This is a genomic window from Collinsella sp. AM18-10, from assembly GCF_003471585.1.
In the GTDB taxonomy this organism is placed as follows: domain Bacteria; phylum Actinomycetota; class Coriobacteriia; order Coriobacteriales; family Coriobacteriaceae; genus Collinsella.
The window spans coordinates 19,125-36,315 of the sequence record NZ_QRJO01000016.1; the positions used below are offsets into that span (position 1 = coordinate 19,125).

The window sequence follows — 17,191 nt, forward strand, 5'->3', positions numbered from 1 at the left end:
AATGGCCTTTGAGCTGGGATAAGATTTCCGCGGCATCTCGGATTCTCAAAAATGAGACACGCCGTTGGCGAAAATGAGACACGTGATATCGGGCATCGGACGTATCATTTGCAAAAATGAGTCCACTCCACTCGAGTAAAGCGAGGTCCCTCATGTACGTTCCACACCCCCGTATCCGTAGGCTGTCGAAAATCCCGCTTGTTGGGACGGCGGCGCTTGCTGCGTTGATCGCCACGAGCGTCGCCTGCTTCACGGCCACGCCCCAGGTTGCCCAGGCGGCAGACGCGCCCGCAATCACCGATATGACCGAGCAGGATTATCAAGCCCTGGGTCTGGGCACGAGCGAGGACATTCCGGCCGATACCGTTGGCCCCTATTCCACTGATACCCCCACGACGTTTGCCACGCGCAGCGAGGTCTATATGGCAGCTAACGGTAGCCATGGCAATCGCTACACTCTGCGCGACAAGCTCGAGAACGTCGAGCGCGGTGACATTGGCGGCAGCAGCAAACTCACCGATGGCTATGGAAGTGTGTGGGGCGCCGCAAAGTTCTGGCAAAACGTCAACAACTTCGATACGAACAGCGATCTCTACAAGCATAGCGACTACGGTGGCGGCACCTGGTCGTACCTAAGCAACAATGAGTCCTCAACAGTACTCGCCAACGACAACAACGGTTTCTCGGGCATTCACGCCACGAGTGTTGAGTTCTGCAGCGACGCCAGCATGGGCAAAAAGAGCCGCGTTGCCGAGCTCCGTGCCTACGGCGACAGTTCCTCCACGACGATTGACGGCAAGTCATACGCCGGAAAGGTTGAGCTGGTCCTCTACTCGTTTAGCAACGGGCGTACGCGCACTCTCGACACACACCTGCCGGTGACGGTCAACACTAATATGATGTACGAAGGCCGTTTTAAGTACCTGGATGCCGGTTACCTGCAAGAGCACGACGCCGTCTTTGATGTCGAGGCGGGCGATGTCGATGGCGACGGCGTCGACGAGCTTTTTGTCTACGCGGGCTGCTATGTCGACGAGAACGGCGTGCGCAAGGCTGTAGTCGACATGTATGACTTGGAGGGCGGCAACTGGAAGCAAAGCGTCGTCAAGATCGATGCCGGTAACGCCGCGGACTACACCACGCACAACAAGGGCGGGAACGACTCCTGGACGCAGCTTCAGTCAGCTCCTGTCGTTTCGCTAGCGGCCGGCGACCTCGATCGCGATTTTTGCGATGACCTCGCCATCGTGGTCTCGGCACCCTACGGCAAGAAGAATATTGATAAGTCGACGCATTGCGAGCTGTTTTCGTGGGATGCATCCAAGGGTGCGCTCGTCCATGTCGATGCTCTGGGCGACGCGGGCGCAATCTCCCTCTCCGCGAACGGCAAGACCATGGTCGCTGCGAATGCGACGTTCGGCACGTTTGCCGCCTACGATGAAGAAGGAAAGAAGACGGGTGAAACCGTCACGGGCCTTATTCTTGCGGGCTATGACTGGCAACGCAGCGCTTTTGATTACGGCGCTTCTGACGGCAGCAAGGGGCTGTACGGCGCGCTGTACCGCTACGCGTATTATGACTCGGAGTCTGGCGAGTTCAAGCTTTCCGATTGCAAGGAATGCAGAGACGGGCTCCTCGCCTCCTATGGGCTGATGCATGTGCCCAACAGCGCATGGAAGGATAGCGCTCAGGATAAGCGCTATCCGTGCACCTTGGCGCCTATTGCCCTTGCCACTGCCAACCTTGACGGCCTGTCCGAGCAGCTGGCGGTCGACGAGGTGCTCGTGGGCGGCGATGTGTTCCGCGACTTTGCCTGCAACACGGCACAGAGCGGGGCTCAGGGCTTGGGGTCCATGGTCGGAACCATGAGCATGAGCGGTCAGCAATACAACAGCAGCAACAAGCATGACCACAAGGGTATAGAGCAGGTGTGGATCAGCGACGTCAAGGCGGGCAGCGTCTCGGGTTCGGACCGCTATAACGAGAGCTTTATCGCCGTGGTGGGCAAGCACCGCGACGAGGACCTGCGCAAGAACGATGACTACTATTGGATGACCGCCTCGCATTTTTCGCTCGACGAGAACGGAAAGGTGCGCCGCGGCGAGGAGCAGGTGATTAGCGAGAGCAACCGTCGCGGCACTACCTATGGCACATTTATCTCGCTCGCGCTGCCCGATGTCGACAACGACAGCGTCAAGATCACGTACAAGGACCGCTACAAGGTCTATACCAACCCGCGCGTGCTTGCCGTGCTGCAGGATGCGCCCTATGTTGAGGATCTGGAGCAGGCATACGGCTATCTGGTGTTGGGCGGCACGTCATACGGAGAGGAAAAGGGCACGGGGACATCCCAGGGCTATACCATTGGCGCCGAGTTGGGCGTTGCCGTCGAGGTGCAGACCGGTCCGCCCCTGGTCGCGATGAATGCTTCAGTCGATTTTGCCGCCGAGGGATGCTATGACTACCGGAGCGAGCGCACGGTCAGCGCAAGCGTAAGCTATGAGTCGCATGCCGGCGAGGGTGACAAGGCCGTGCTCTACACGATTCCGATGGTCTATTACGAGTATGAGATCGAAAATGAGGAAACTGGTGGCAAGGGCGTGATGGCGGCGCCCGTGTCGCTCGGCGCGCAGACCTCGGTCGTTAATGTCGAGGCCTATGACCGCATTGCCAAACAGCACAATATGACGCCGCTCAGCTACTTTTTGACCAACCGGTCGGGAGAACCCGGAACCTATCAAACGACGCTCAACGGCGAGACTCCCATTGGGGATTCCTTTGGCCTGGGCAAGCCTGGCGTAACGCGCGCCTACACGCACGATGGGTTTAACGGCGCCGCCGCGCAGTCGGGGGCGAGCATTGAGCAGACCATCGAAGTCGAGGAGGGCAAGGAGCAGGAGCTCGAGCTCGGCTTGACGCTGAACGGCAGCGTTGTCATGGGCGCGAAGCTCGCAAAGCACGAGTTGTTTGGCGGCCTGTGCTTTGGTGCCAACGCCGGCTTTACTACGGGTAACTCCTCGAGTGAATCGACCGAATACGGCGGCACCGTCGACAACCTGCCCGAGGCCGCGCAGGGCAAGTACGGTTTTGTGTGGCGTCTGGGCGTCAACGCGGTGGATGTCGACAAGTTCGAGGCAGACTCGGGCGACAAGCTCGGCACCAAGGACACCGACCAGTTCTGGATCGTGGGCTATGACGTTAAGGACGTCGAGATGCCCGAAGCGCCGGCCGTGACGGGCTTTACGGCAAACGCCGTCGATTCGACCAGCGTTACGTTTAGCTGGGACGATGTACTCGCAAACAAGAGTGGCTTTAGCTACGGCGTGGGCATGCTGCAGAGCAATGCGGCGGATGCGGTCGTCAATAGCTGGAAGATTGCCGACAACACGCAGACCTCGCTCAAGTGGGATGGGCTGCAGCCCAATACGGAGTATCGATTCGCCATCGCCGCCGTTAAGAATGGATCCACGACCGAAACAGGTATTCGCTCGGCAATCATCACAGTCAAGACCATGCCCGATGGCATGACGATGACCGTGAGCGGACCTGCGGCGGATGCTGCGGAGGGGTCGGATCTTGGATACGACTCTTCGGTTGAGCGCACGGCGGGAAGCCACCTGACGCTCTCGGCGATTGGCCATGTGAAGCAACTCGGTGCCGACGATAGCGAAACAGGGCTGGCACCGACCTATATGTGGTACCGCAAGGGCCGCGGCGAGACAGAGTTTAAGCTCGTGGGTGCCGATGGCAACCTCGCGGCTGGAACGGCCTCAAAGCTCGAGATTGACCTGACCGCAGACGATGACGGTGCGCAGTATTACTGCCACGTGGGATACAACGACGTGGGCCTCGACACCGGCACGACGCTCGTGAATATCGAGGCCGAGGAGACGGCGCCCACAACGGTGAACGCCACCCCGATCCGCACGCGCCGCCTGTTCTCACAGGCAAGTGCGGGCGCCAAGAAGTTCCTGGACCATACGCTGGTAAACACCGCCGGCCCAACCGATTCCGAAGGCTCAAAGGACCCCGAGACTCCTGAGACCCCGACGAACCCGGACAAGCCCAAGTCCGACAACGGAGCTAAGACCGACACCAAGGTCAAGACTACGACCACAGCGAAGAACCTCGCAAACACCGGCGACCAAACATTCGCCCTAGTCGCCACCGCAGCAGCAGCGGGAGCAACGCTCGTAGTGATAGCCCTCATCATGCTGATCAAGCGCCGCAAGACCCACTAGTAGCCAGTCGAACATATCGACAACCCAAAAACCCGGGTAGCCAAAAAACAGGCCACCCGGGTTTTCTGTTGAGTGGAGACTCCGCAAGCGGAAACTGCATCCCACAATTAGCGCCCGGAACGAGACACATTTTCCGTCAAGCCCTCATCCGGAAAATCCATCCCAGTTTGAGCGCCCAGACCGGGACGCACTTTCCCAAAGGGTCCTCAACGGGAAACTGCGTCCCATAATTAGGCCGAGAAATGGGATGAACTTTCCCAATGAGAGCCAACCGGAAACCACGTCCCAGAATCAGCCCCCAAAGTGGGACGCACTTTCCCAACGAGCCTCAACCGGAAAATACATCCCGGAATCCAGCTGAATAGTGGGACACACTTTCCCAATCGGGTCCCAAGCGGAAACTGCATCCCATTCCGGACGTGAATTCTGGGACACGGTTTCCGGATGCAAAAAAGGCCACAAGACGTGGCCTTCGACTTATCTATGTTCAGCGGATACTCCTATGACAAGCTGCGCTCCAACAACAGGGCGTCTGTCCAGGCGGAGGCATATAAGGTTCATCGCGAGTTCCGCACGCAAAGGAGGCCACTTAATGTGGCCTCCGTCTTGCGCAGGACTGTCCGAGCAGGGAACCTTATATGCCTCCGCCCGGACAGACGTTTCAGTTATGAACTCGCAGCTAGTCGCTACTTGATCTTGGTCGTGCCCGGCGCCAGGTTGGGGTCGGTCTCGTTGGCCTCGGTCTGGAAGTGCTCGGTGTACACGTTCTTGCCGTCGCGGAACATCTCGTAATACTGCATCTTGGCGTAATCCTCGCGTGCCTTGGTGGCGGCTGCGGCAGCGGCGTCGTCACCGGTGACGTTGGAGGAGAGCGCCCAGCGCAGGCTGGCGTCCTCGTAGCCCACGGAGTTGATGGCGGGTAGCGACTCGCGCAGCGTCATGTGCGCCTTCTGGTAGTCGGTCAGCGGTGCGCCGATCAGCTGCATAAGCTGGGTGGACAGGTAGTTGGTAGACAAGTCGTCAACCTCGCTCGTCTGGTCGCAGCCGGCAACGTCGTAGTTGGCCCAGATGATGTAGTCGGTCTGCCACAGACGCTCCTGATGCGTAGCGTCGTCCTCGCCGGTAAACCACTTGTCATTGAACTTGGACGGGAAGAACGGCTGGTGGTCGCCCCAGAACACCACGACCACCTTACGGTCGAGCTTGCTCAGGGCGTTGAGGAAGTAGCGCAGCGCCTGATCGGACTGCTCGATGCACGAGACATACTCGTCGACATCGGAGAGCGTGCCGTCCTCGACGGTCTTGGCGTCCAGGTCGGTCGTGTCGATGTTCAGGTGCATCTGCTTGTCGACCGGCAGCAGGCCCGTGTCGTAGCCCGAGTGGTTCTGCATGGTCACGTCGAAAATAAACTGCGGATCGGCGTTCTGGTCGAGCAGCTCAAGAATCTTGTCGTAGGTCGCCTGGTCGGTCACCATGCCGCGCAGGGTATCGGCGCCCTGGAAATCGTTGATGGACAGGAACTGGTCAAAGCCAAAGTCCTTGTAGACGTTCTCGCGGTTCCAGTTGGTCGCGTGGTTGGGGTGCATGGCCGTGGTGGAATATCCGAGCGACTTGAACTGCTCTGCCAGGTTCCCAGTCGTTTCCATGTTGTAGATGGTGTAGGGGTACACGCCTGAGCCCAGGTTGGCCATGGAGTTGCCGGTCATAAACTCAAACTCGGTATTGGCGGTACCGCCGCCGTAGGCGCTCACATAGAGCTTGCCGCGGCTGAGGCAGTTGGACAGGTTCTTAAAGTACTGCGGGCCCTCGTAGCCGGCGCGCATGTTCTGGTAGATGGACAGGTCCGAGAAGGTCTCGTTCATGATGGCGATAACCGTGGGCTTCTCGCTGTCGAATTGCTCCTTTGCGGCGGTGCGCTCGTCGCTCTTGGCGGCGTCGGACTTGTCGTAGGCCTTGGCGTACTTTTTGAGCGTGGCCTTGGCGTCATCGACAGAATAGTCGGCGGGTTTGGGCGGCTTAATGGACTGCGCTGCACTAATAAAGGCAGGCAGATAGCCCTCGCGCCAGTAGCTCTCGAGCGGGCGCCAGGTGTAGACGGTGATGCCGAGGGTGTTGTAGTAGTCGATAAGCGTGACGTGCGCGGTCACGCCGCCCAGGCATAGCACGGCCACGAGCAGGTTGGTGAGCAGCATGCGCTTGGCGTTGGCGGCACCCTTCTGACGGTGCGGTGCCACCAGGCCGGCGTACTCGCACAGCAGCATGGCGATGGCGGTAAAGCCCATGGACAGCACGCAGAACAGCGAGATGGAGAAGGTGTAGCCGGTGCCGGCGACCGCGGCGGCGGTGGAGATGGCCGAAAGGTCGCCCGGCTGGATGGGCATGGATTTAAACGTGATGACGAAGAACTCGGCAATGCCCAGGACAAAGAGGGCAAAGGCCAGGACGGCGGGAGCTGCGCCGTGGCGCTGGAATAGGAAGGACAAGCCGACCATGAGCGTGGTGATGATGGCCCACTCGAGCAGGATGCACAGGGGGTAGACCCAGGTAAAGTCGTGGTTGGACGAGACCTCCATGCCAAGCAGCGCAAAGACGCCGGCGAGCAGCAGGCACAAGACAGCGGCGACGAGCGGTTTGCCCACAAAGGCGCCGCGCAGGCGGGCGAGCTTGCCGGTGGGGGCGGGGGCGTCGGGCGCGGCGAACGCAAAGACGCGCGGGGCGATGCGGTCGCGTGCGATGCTGGCCCAAGCGCAGCCGGTGAGGATGGCATTGGTCAGGATGAGCATCACAAAGGCGAGCGGCTCGTTTTGAGCGACGAGGCCCACGGCGCCCCAAATAGTCAAAAAGACCTGGAACAGGCCGAAGACGACGCTCCACCCAAGAGCGCTTTTGGCAACGGTGCCCGACTGAGCGCGAATGGCCTTGGCCTCGCGCAAGACAAGGTAGACGGTCGCCGCAAGACCGACGAGCGAGATGGCGGCAGCGAACATGCTGAGACTCCTCACAAACTTAAAACCTACGAAAGCGGGGGTTTACCCGATTGTTACTTAAATATGCGCTGCAATTGGTGGCTGCGCACAACAACCAGCCATATTAACGCGCATGTGTGGCGGTGTGGCGCAATGTAGTGTCGACCTGCGCGATAATGGACGGGAATTACACGGAAACGTAAAGGCTTCTTAAAGAAATGGCAGGGATGGGGCTATGAGCGAGCAGATGAGCGAGCAGGTTTGTGCGACGGCTGTGGATGTGTGCGGCTATCCGGTCGAGACTACGGGCAACGCGGTGCTGGACATCTTGGAGCATCGCTCGTCTACGCGTGCCTTCGCGCGTGATGACGATGACCGTCCCGTGGCGGTGACCGACGAACAGCGGGCGGCGATTCTGCATGCGGCGAGCCGTGCGCCGTCGGCAGGCGCCATGATGATGTATTCCATCGTGAGCATTCGTGAGCAGGCCACATTGGACCGCCTGGCCGACCTGTGCGATCATCAGCCCATGATCGCCAAGGCGCCCTGGGCACTCATATTTGTAGTCGACTATGCCAAGTGGATCGATCTGTTTGAGCATGTGGGTTGCTTTGAGCCCGAGTTTGTCGAGCGCACGGGCAAGTCGCCCCGTCGTGCGCCGGGCCTGGGCGACTTTGCCATCGCGGCCCAGGACGCCGTGATCGCTGCGCAAAACGCCGTGGTTGCCGCCGAGGCCTTGGGGCTGGGGAGCTGCTACATCGGTGATATTGTCGAGAATGCCGAGGAAGTCGCCGAGCTGCTCGATCTGCCTCCCTATACCATGCCGCTGTCGATGCTCATCATCGGCACGCCCCGCAAGGAGCGTCCGGCGATCGCGCATCCCGTGGTGAACCTGGTGCACGAAGAGCGCTACCGCCGCGCGGACGCCGCGACCATGGATGCGCAGGTGGCCGAGATGGATGCGATGTTTCGCCCGCACGCCCGCGAGGTGGGCGAGCGCGTGGTGGATATCTACACACGCAAGCACGCCAGTCCCTTTATGGCCGAGATGAGCCGCTCCATGGAGTGGTGGTTCAAGAACTGGCTCGGAAAATGACGAATGTGACAAAGGGACTGTCCCTTTGTCACATTCCATATCGCCGCGGTGGCCTAAAGGCCGCATAAATGTTTATTTAGCTGGGAAAACAGTACCATTCAAACATGGGCTGATTACCTATAATCCCGTCGAACGTTAAAATTGGGAGGAAACTGGCTTATGGAACAAAAGGCAAAGGAAGTAGCCTCGCACGCTGCGATTCCTGTGAGCATCTCGGCGATGCTCGTCACGCTGGGCGTGGTGTACGGCGATATCGGCACCAGCCCCATGTATGTAACCAAGGCGCTCGTTGCCGGCAACGGCGGCATCGGAAGCGTCACGCAGGAGTTCGTGCTCGGCGCGCTCTCCCTTGTCGTGTGGACGGTCACGCTGCTGACGACCGTCAAGTACGTGCTGATCTCGCTGCGCGCCGACAACCACGGCGAGGGCGGCATCTTTGCCCTGTACAGCCTGGTCAAGCGCTGCGGCAAGTGGCTTATCATCCCCGCCATGCTGGGTGGGGCGGCGCTCCTCGCCGACGGCATCCTGACGCCGGCCGTTACCGTTACCACGGCTATCGAGGGCCTGCGCACCATTCCGGCGGTCCACGCCGTGCTCGGTGACGACCAGGGCCGCGTTGTCGCCATCACGCTCGCCATCATCATCGCGCTCTTCTTGGTGCAGCGCATCGGCACGGCCAAGATTGGCCACGCCTTTGGCCCCATCATGACGCTGTGGTTTTTGTTCCTGGGCGGTACGGGTCTGTTCTTTGTCTTCCAGTATCCCGCGGTGCTTTTGTGCCTCAACCCGCTGCGTGGCATCGGCTTTTTGCTGAGCCCCAACAACCATGCGGGCATCATGATCTTGGGCAGCTGCTTCCTGGCCACCACCGGTGCCGAGGCGCTCTATTCCGACATGGGCCATGTGGGCCGCGGCAACATCTACGCCACCTGGCCGTTCGTTAAGTGCTGCCTGCTGCTGTCCTACATGGGTCAGGGTGCGTGGCTTATCAACAACGCCGGCGACCCGGAGCTCATGGGCATCGCCGACCTCAACCCCTTCTACCAGATGCTCACCCCGGGCCTGCGTCCCTTTGCCGTCGGCCTTTCCACCGTCGCGGCCATCATCGCTTCGCAGGCGCTCATCACCGGCGCATTCTCGCTGGTGTCCGAGGCCAGCCGCCTGGACCTCATGCCGCATATGCAGGTCTTCTATCCTGCCGAGACCAAGGGTCAGCTCTACATCCCCATGGTCAACAACGTCATGCTCGTGGGCTGCGTCATCGTGGTGCTGTTGTTCCAGAACTCGGCGCACATGGAGGCTGCGTACGGCTTGGCTATTACCCTGACCATGATGTGCACGACGCTGCTGCTCTTCTTCTATCTGCACGTGGAGCGCAAGCTCAAGATCGCGCCGTGGATCTTTGCCGTCTTCTTCCTCATGCTCGAGGGTTTCTTCTTTGTGAGCTCGCTCACCAAGTTCTTCCACGGTGGCTATTTCACCATCCTCATGGCCGCGCTCATCATGGGCATCATGGTGTGCTGGTACAACGGTACGGCTGTTGAGCAGCGCCAGTTTACGCTGCTGCCGCTGCGCAGCTACCTGCCGCAGCTCAAGCGCCTGCGCGACGACGATCGCTACGAGCTTATGAGTGACAACATCGTGTACCTGACCAAGGACACCAATACCGACTACATCGACCGCGATATCGTCTACTCGATCTTGGACAAGCACCCCAAGCGCGCTCGCGCCTGGTGGTTCGTGAATGTCGAGACCATGGAGGAGCCGCATACCTTTGCCTACTCGGTCGAGACGTTCGGCACCGACTACGTGTTCCGCGTGCATCTGTATCTGGGCTACAAGATCAACCAGCGCGTCAATGCCTATCTGCGTCAGGTTGTTCAGGATCTGGCTGCCAGCGGCGAGCTGCCGGCACAGACGCATGACTACTCGGTCTACAAGGATCCGGGCAACATCGGCACGTTTAAGTTCGTCATGATCCGCAAGCTTCTGGCGCCCGAAAGCGACGTGGAGCCCAGCGAGCGTACGGCCATCACGCTCAAGTACATCATCCGCCGCGCTGCCGGCACTCCCGCGCGCTGGTACGGCCTGGAGAACTCCAACGTGAGCTTTGAGTACGTGCCGCTGTTCACCAAGTTTAAGGCCGTGAGCAAGATGCAGCGCCTGGCTCCCGACGAGCGGCCGTAGACGTCGGCGGCTACACGGAGTTGGTTTTTGATGGATAAGCATGAGGCCGGGGAGGTAAACATGGATACAAAGGCGCTCGATGGCCATGAGGCGGTGGTCGAAATGGTGCGTGAGGCGCGCGTCGACGCCGCCGAAGATCGGTTCTTTACGAATCGTGCCAACATGGATATGGCCGATCGCGTAATTTCGATCGTGGCACTGGTATTTGGAGCGGTGTGCGTGTGTGCCCTGCTCGCGCACGTGCTGTTTGTCTAGCGACCGCAGGCTGTAAAGGCTATACACTTGGAACCACCACAAGGGGAAACCACCACAAAGGTGCCTGTCCCCTTTGTGGTGGTTTTTGTTTTTGAGAGAGGGGCGGGGCGCTGATGGACGTCCATGCGGACGGCGATATTGCCGAGAACTTTTGGTGGCGGCGCACAACGCTGACGCGTCGCAGCCCTCTGTATGACGCCTGCGTATCGGCGGGGCTGCTGGTCGCCGCGACGATTACGAGCGTGCTGCTCGACCATCCGGGTCTCGCGCCGAGCATCATGATCGTCTATGTGTTCGCCGTGCAGCTGTGCGCGTTCTTTACCTGGAGCCGCCTGTATTGCTTGCTGAGCTCGGCTGCCGCCGTGGCGCTCTACAACTTCTTGTTTGTCGACCCGCGCTACTCGCTGTCGTTTATCGACCGTGTTTATCCCGGCATGTTATTCATCATGTTTGCGGTCTCGCTCGTGTCGAGCTCGATTGCGTTGGCCCTGCGCCGTGCCTTGGCGCAGGCCGCCGCTAGCGACCGCCGCACGCAGATGGTGCTCGAGACCAACCGCATGCTGCAGCGCTGCGCCGATCAGCAGCAGATTGTCCATGCTATGGCAACGCAGCTGGCGCGTCTTTCGGGCTGTCCTGTCGTGTGGTACAGCGCCGACGCCGAGGGCGATGACCTGCTGCCGCGTGCGACATACACGGCCGTGGGCGATGTCGCGCCGGTGCATGAACTGGCGCCGCAGATGCCGCCGCGGCTCTCGGCGTCCGCCTATGTGGGAACGCCGCTCGATGCCACCTACGGCGGCTCGGCGTTCTACGGCATCTACCTGACCGTGCGCTCGGGCGACACCATGGTGCGCGCGGGCGATCCCGCCTCGGTGGTGGGCGTGCTGGCTATCGTTGCCGAGCCCGACGTGCTGACGCACGAAGAGCGGACACTTGCCGATGCCATCGTGAGCGAAGGCGAGCTGGCACTCGATCGCGCCCGCGCCATGGAGGCCCGCGAGGAGGCGGCGGTGCTTGCCAAAAATGAGCAGCTGCGCGCCAATCTGCTGCGCTCCATCTCGCACGATCTGCGCACGCCGCTTACCAGTATTTCGGGTAATGCCGACGTGCTGCTCGATCAGGGTTCGACCGGCACCGCGGTGCTCGATGCCCAGACGCGCCGCGGCCTGCTGCTATCCATTCGCTCGGATGCGCTGTGGCTCAACGCCACCGTCGAGAACCTGCTCGCCATCACCAAACTCGAGGGCGGCGGCATGCATCTGGCGACTACGCTCGAGCTCATGGACGATATCGTCGAGGAGGCGCTGCGCCACGTGAACCCGGCCGTGCGCGAGCACGATCTTAAGGTGGTGGCGTGCGACGAGCCGGCGCTCGTCAATGTCGATGCGCGCCTGATGGTGCAGCTGGTGGTAAACCTGGTGAACAATGCCATTACCTACACGCCCGCAGGCTCGCATATCGTGATCTCGATTGACGCCGGCGATGGACGCGTGGCGTGCTCGGTGGCCGATGACGGCCCGGGCATTGCTCCCGAGGACCGCGAGCGTATCTTTGAGTCGTTCTACACCGCCAACCATGGTTTGGCCGATAGCCGACGCAGTGTGGGCCTGGGGCTTTCGCTTTGCCGCTCCATTGCGCTGGCGCATGGCGGTAGCATAGAGGTTGCCGCGGCGGACCCGCACGGCTCGGTCTTTATGATCGAGCTTCCCGCCGCCGACGTTTCGTTTGATAAGGAGTAGCGCTGTGCCGAACTCTGCCGTGAAACCGCTCATCTTGGTCGTTGAGGACGATCCCGCCGTCCGCAACCTTATCGTCGCCGCGCTCGAGGCGCACGGCTTGCGCCATATGGCCGTGGAGACCGCACATGCTGCCATCGCCGCCGCCTCGTCGCAGGCGCCGAGCATTGTGCTGCTCGATCTGGGCCTGCCCGATATGGACGGCGTCAAGGTGGTGGAGTCGGTGCGCACGTGGTCGGGCATGCCGATCATCGTGGTCTCGGCGCGCAGCGAGGACGCGGACAAGATCCGCGCGCTCGATGCTGGTGCCGACGACTACCTGACCAAGCCGTTTTCGGTCGAGGAACTGCTCGCGCGCATTCGCACGACGCTCAGGCGCCTTTCGTATGCGCAAACGGGCGGCGTTGCCTCCGAGGGCTCGTTCGATACCGGTGAGCTGCATATCGATTTTGATGCTGGCATCGCCATGATGGATGGCGAGGAACTGCACCTGACGCCGATCGAGTACAAGCTCCTGTGTCTGCTGGCGCACAACGCCGACAAGGTGTTGACGCACCAGTTTATCCTGCACGAGATTTGGGGCACGGCGACCAAGAGCGACCTGGCGAGCCTGCGCGTCTTTATGGGCACGCTGCGCAAGAAAATCGAGTCCGACCCCGCGCATCCGCGCTATATCCAGACGCATGTGGGCATCGGCTACCGATTGGTCATCCAAGGCTAGATCGCCAACCACCATCCCAATATGAGTTGCGGTGAAATACGGTCTAAATTTGCCTAACTCCAGGCAAAACAGTCCGTATTCCACCGCAACTTTGTTATTTGCCCTTGGGCTTGCTGGCGTAGAACTTCTTCTTTTTGGGCTTGCCGGCGGGGAAGGGCTTGCCGGCAAAGTTGGACTTGCCGTTGCCGGCCTGCGCGTGCGCGGGTACTGCCGCACGTGTCTTGCGGGCCTCGGGGTTGCGCAGTTCCTCGACGCGCTCGGCAATTTCCTCGGCGCTAAAGCCGACCTCGGCCATGGCGTCCTCGATGGGCAGGCGGCGCACGATGTAGCAGTGGTGCACCTTCTGGTTGCGCGCGAAGTCCTCGGGGATGGTCTGCGCCGTAATGTCCTCCAGCACCACGCCCGCGCGGGCGAGCTTGCGCGTTTCGGGGCGGAAGCCGCGCAGGTTGCAGCTAAAGATGGCATGGCCGCCCTGCGCGAGCAGGCGCGATACGCCGGCCAAAAGCTCAACATGGTCGCGCTGGACATCCCAGGTGCGACGGCCCATCTTGGACGAGTTCGAAAACGTGGGCGGGTCGACAAAGATCAGGTCCCAGCGGTTGCGCGTCTGGCGCTGGTCGCGAATCCAGGCGAGCACGTCGTCGCGCACAAAATGATGCTGAGGCCCCACAAAGCCGTTCTGGCGCATGTTGCGCTCGGCCCAGTCCAGATAGGTGTTGGAGAGGTCGACCGTCACGGTCTCCTCGACGCCGCCATCGGCCGCGTAGCAGGTGGCGGTGCCGGTGTAGGCGAACAGGTTGAGGAAGCGGCGCGCCTGCTTGGCGTGCTCGCGCACCAGGTTGCGGGTGACGCGGTGGTCCAAGAAGATGCCGACGTCCAGGTAGTCGTCAAAGTTGACGGCAAAGGTGAGGCCGCCCTCTTCGATGAGCGGCAGGCGACGACGCGCGATATTGCCGCGCTCGCCCGAGCCGCCCTTGCCGGCGCCCTGCTTGCCGTACTGCGAGCCGCCGCGCGAACGCATGCGGGCCTTGGCGTGCACATGCTCGGCGGGAACATCTAGGATGCGCGGCGCGATGGCCAGAATGTCGAGCATACGGGCCTGGGCCAGTGCGGGGTCGATGGTCTTGGGCGCGGCGTATTCGGCGATGACGAGCCAGCGGCCCGGCGTCTGCGGGCAACCCTCGTACAGGTCGATAGCGGCGGAGTAGTCGGGCAGGTCGGCATCGTAGACGCGGTAGCAGCTCACGCCCTCGCGCCTGGCCCACTTGCGGCGCAGACGGGCATTCTTGCGCAGGCGGTTGGCGAACTGCTCGGACTCGGGGATGAGCACGGGCAGCGGCTTGCCGTCGCCCAGGTCGAGCATGGCGGCAGGCTCGGGCATGGCGGAAGCGGCGGCTTCATCGTTGACTTCGTTGGCATCCGCAGCCTCGGCCTCGGCATCCGCACTGGTCGCAGCCTCAAACGCTGCGGCGGCGTGGTCGAGCGAAGGCCAGACTTCGACGGTCGCCTCTTCGTTGTTGGGCATGACGGCGATCGAGCGCTCGGGCTCGGTGTGGAGCGCGCGGGCCAGCAATCCGTCGCGGGTGAGCGCGGCGACCGGCGCCGCGGCAAGCTCGGGCGCGCGGCGCAACTCGCCGATGAGCGTCATGGTGTCATGCATGAGCGAAAGCGGTGTCTCGGTCGTATCCGCGACCACGGCGGCGCCGGCGACAGCGCCCGCGTGGTCCAGTACGGTGGCGGACTTGGCGGCGCAAAAATCGACAAAGCGCTTGTAGCCGGCACATTTAACCATGCGCTCAGCGGTCTTGCGGGCGGCGGGGTCAACATCCACGGCCACGATGCGCGCCTGGCGCTCGCGCGCTGCCGCCTCGCGCTCGCGCGCCTCGGCAAGCAGCTGCTCCCACAGGGCGGCATCGTGCAGCTGCCAGCCCTCAAAGCCCCAGCGCTCGCGTGCGGCGCCCGGGGCGCGGTCGGTCAGAATGTTCACGGCCTCCAGCAGCAGACCGCCGCCGGCGCACGAGGCATCGATCAGCGTGGGAAGGGCTTCGTTCTCGTAATCGTCGGCCGTCAGCTCGCGCTCGCATAGTGCGGTCCAGCCGACCTGCGCCAGCACCAGGGCGGCGTAGTCGGGGCGCAGCACGTGCGCGCCCTCGCCGGCGCGGGTCGCTGCGGGCGGTAGGCGTTTGAACAGCGGGTCGCCCGAAAGGTCCAGGCTGATGCTCGCGCGGCGCTGACGCAGCGAAAGCAGCAGGTGAACATCGGGATCGGCGGCGTCGACATCGGCGCGACGGCCCGTGGTCTCGGCCAGACGGTCGCACAGCGCGTCCTTGGCGCGCAGGGCCGAGAAGCGCGTGTTGCGCAACTGCTCGGTCACGCCGCGGGCGGTGATGGCGATGGTGGCGCCGGGGCGGACGATGCTCTCCCAGGCGATGTCGTAAACGCTATCGTACAGTTCATCGGCATCCTGCGCCCCAAAGCGCCCGAGCACCACAAACACGCGGCTGGCCAGGCGCGACCACAGGCAGGCGCGGTAGCCTTCTTCGAGCTCGCCCTCAAACGTAGCGCGGCCTTTCAGGCGGCGGACATGCGAAAGCCCGAGGCGTTTAAGCTCATCGGCGAGTGCGGACTCAAAGCCCTCGGGGCAGCTTGCGTAAAATTCCATGGGTGACCTCTCTGGTTGCGTCGCTCCATTATATGATGGATGCTTCGTTTGCCCTTATCCTCGAAAGGAACCCATATGATTGATGCGTGCTCCTTGATTCCCATTTTCATTGCAACAGCCTCAGGACTCGGGGCCTCGCACAGGCTCCCGCCGCCTTACAGAACTGAAAGCTGGGCGTAGGGCAAATCCATGGCACGTGACCTGCGATTGCTCGGCCATAGATGGCGTAATCGAGGCCAAGGGAGGGCATCATGTGCGAGGGAAACGAGAGCTGGTTCTGGCACGCGAACGACATGGTGGTGGCGGGCGACATGAACCTTGTGGTCCGCGTCCTGTGGGTCGCGCTCATCGTAGGCATCGGCGTCGCGACGATGCCTACGCTCTGGATCGTCACGAGGTAGCGCGCCACGAACGGATGACGAGGCACGCGGCGCATGCCACGCTGGCGGAACCCTAGCCTCGCTGCTGGACAATCTGTTCGATGAGCTTCGCGACGGAGTCCTCGGCTGCGTCCCCGATCAGGTGATGGGCCGCGGCCTTCGCCTCTGGCATCGCGCCCGCGACTGCGTAGGAGTTCGGCACCTTTTCGAGGAGCGTCACGTCGTTTTCCGAGTCTCCGATAAAAGCGACCTCGTCCAGCGTGACCCCAAGGCTGCCGAGAAGCGCGTCGAGTCCGTTTACCTTGCTCCAGCCAGCCGGAACAACATCGAGGAAGAATGGGACGGGCGAGGGGAAATCAAGCTCTGGGCAGGCTTCCTTGCATCGACTCCGAACGACTTCCGTCGGGGCGGAGCTGACGTTGACGAAGATGCCGGCGGTGATGACGTCACGGTTCGTGGGCACGTCTCCGAGCGCCATGTCTCTTCCGGAGTCCTTAACGATTTCCAGGGCGAATTCGTCGCCAGGCTCGACGGCGCAGAGGAACTGCTCGCAGCGTTTGCCTGTCTCATCGACATCGGCGACTAGCCAGAGTGACGTCCCCGCGTAGGGGCGTACGGCGCTATTGAGCTTGACGAGGGCCTCCGTCGAGAGCGTCTTTTTGAACACGAGTTCGCCGCTGGAGAAGACCTTCTTTCCGTTGGCCATGATGCCGGTCGAGAAACAGCGCGCGTCGCCGTCAAAGGCATCGGCCAGGTCGGCGTAGTCGCGGCCGCTTGCGGGGCCGAACGCGATGCCCGCATCAAGCGCCGAAAGAATCGCGCTGTGCGTGCGCTCCGATACGACCCTTGAGCCAAACGGCAGCAGGGTCCCGTCCATGTCTGCGAGGATGAGCTTTATCAAGGGGTCCTCCCGTTTCGGTCTGGGCGTCGGTGCGCCGGTGTGCGTC

At 61.8% G+C, this 17,191-nt stretch carries 10 protein-coding genes; 7 read left to right on the forward strand and 3 right to left on the reverse strand.

What is annotated here, in order from left to right:
* Nucleotides 1-152 precede the first annotated feature (152 nt).
* Nucleotides 153-4,241: a fibronectin type III domain-containing protein gene (locus DW211_RS08575; RefSeq protein ID WP_118260300.1), complete on the forward strand. Its 4,089-nt coding sequence runs from the start codon at nt 153-155 to the stop codon at nt 4,239-4,241.
* A 686-nt stretch (nt 4,242-4,927) separates the two neighbouring features.
* Here DW211_RS08575 and DW211_RS08580 read toward each other — a convergent pair.
* On the reverse strand, nt 4,928-7,228 hold the full coding sequence (locus DW211_RS08580) for an LTA synthase family protein (RefSeq protein ID WP_118260302.1): 2,301 nt from the start codon (nt 7,226-7,228) through the stop codon (nt 4,928-4,930).
* A 214-nt stretch (nt 7,229-7,442) separates the two neighbouring features.
* Between DW211_RS08580 and DW211_RS08585 the strand changes: the two genes are divergently transcribed.
* The 5 genes from DW211_RS08585 (at nt 7,443) to DW211_RS08605 (ending at nt 13,202) form a co-directional block, all read left to right on the forward strand.
* A complete protein-coding gene (locus DW211_RS08585; RefSeq protein WP_233540985.1) occupies nt 7,443-8,303 on the forward strand; it encodes a nitroreductase family protein in 861 nt (286 codons plus the stop codon).
* 159 nt (nt 8,304-8,462) lie between these two features.
* Complete coding sequence (locus tag DW211_RS08590; RefSeq protein WP_118260303.1) at nt 8,463-10,490, forward strand: KUP/HAK/KT family potassium transporter; 2,028 nt, start codon at nt 8,463-8,465, stop codon at nt 10,488-10,490.
* Nucleotides 10,491-10,550: 60 nt separating this feature from the next.
* The gene (locus DW211_RS08595; RefSeq protein WP_147333367.1) at nt 10,551-10,745 is read left to right on the forward strand and encodes a hypothetical protein; all 195 of its coding nucleotides are present in this window, start codon (nt 10,551-10,553) and stop codon (nt 10,743-10,745) included.
* A 113-nt stretch (nt 10,746-10,858) separates the two neighbouring features.
* Nucleotides 10,859-12,484: an ATP-binding protein gene (locus tag DW211_RS08600; protein ID WP_118260305.1), complete on the forward strand. Its 1,626-nt coding sequence runs from the start codon at nt 10,859-10,861 to the stop codon at nt 12,482-12,484.
* A 4-nt stretch (nt 12,485-12,488) separates the two neighbouring features.
* Entirely contained in the window at nt 12,489-13,202 is a 714-nt protein-coding gene (locus DW211_RS08605; RefSeq protein ID WP_199407905.1) for a response regulator, read from the forward strand.
* A 94-nt stretch (nt 13,203-13,296) separates the two neighbouring features.
* Here DW211_RS08605 and rlmKL read toward each other — a convergent pair whose 3' ends face one another.
* Entirely contained in the window at nt 13,297-15,864 is a 2,568-nt protein-coding gene (gene rlmKL, locus DW211_RS08610) for a bifunctional 23S rRNA (guanine(2069)-N(7))-methyltransferase RlmK/23S rRNA (guanine(2445)-N(2))-methyltransferase RlmL (RefSeq protein WP_118260307.1), read from the reverse strand.
* A 251-nt stretch (nt 15,865-16,115) separates the two neighbouring features.
* Here rlmKL and DW211_RS10150 point away from each other — a divergent pair, with 251 nt between their 5' ends.
* Entirely contained in the window at nt 16,116-16,265 is a 150-nt protein-coding gene (locus DW211_RS10150; RefSeq protein WP_158568516.1) for a hypothetical protein, read from the forward strand.
* A gap of 52 nt (nt 16,266-16,317) precedes the next feature.
* Here the strand turns inward: DW211_RS10150 and DW211_RS08615 are convergent, their stop codons facing one another.
* Nucleotides 16,318-17,145, reverse strand: coding sequence for an HAD hydrolase family protein (locus tag DW211_RS08615; RefSeq protein ID WP_118260308.1), 828 nt, complete (start codon nt 17,143-17,145; stop codon nt 16,318-16,320).
* Between the last annotated feature and the right edge of the window lie 46 nt (nt 17,146-17,191).

Bases quoted from the DNA above. Each gene is read 5' to 3' on its own strand.
- DW211_RS08595 (WP_147333367.1), top strand. From the start codon at position 10,551: ATGGATACAAAGGCGCTCGATGGCCATGAGGCGGTGGTCGAAATGGTG.
- DW211_RS08580 (WP_118260302.1), bottom strand. From the start codon at position 7,228: ATGTTCGCTGCCGCCATCTCGCTCGTCGGTCTTGCGGCGACCGTCTAC.
- DW211_RS08585 (WP_233540985.1), top strand. From the start codon at position 7,443: ATGAGCGAGCAGATGAGCGAGCAGGTTTGTGCGACGGCTGTGGATGTG.
- DW211_RS08575 (WP_118260300.1), top strand. From the start codon at position 153: ATGTACGTTCCACACCCCCGTATCCGTAGGCTGTCGAAAATCCCGCTT.
- rlmKL (WP_118260307.1), bottom strand. From the start codon at position 15,864: ATGGAATTTTACGCAAGCTGCCCCGAGGGCTTTGAGTCCGCACTCGCC.
- DW211_RS10150 (WP_158568516.1), top strand. From the start codon at position 16,116: ATGTGCGAGGGAAACGAGAGCTGGTTCTGGCACGCGAACGACATGGTG.
- DW211_RS08600 (WP_118260305.1), top strand. From the start codon at position 10,859: ATGGACGTCCATGCGGACGGCGATATTGCCGAGAACTTTTGGTGGCGG.
- DW211_RS08590 (WP_118260303.1), top strand. From the start codon at position 8,463: ATGGAACAAAAGGCAAAGGAAGTAGCCTCGCACGCTGCGATTCCTGTG.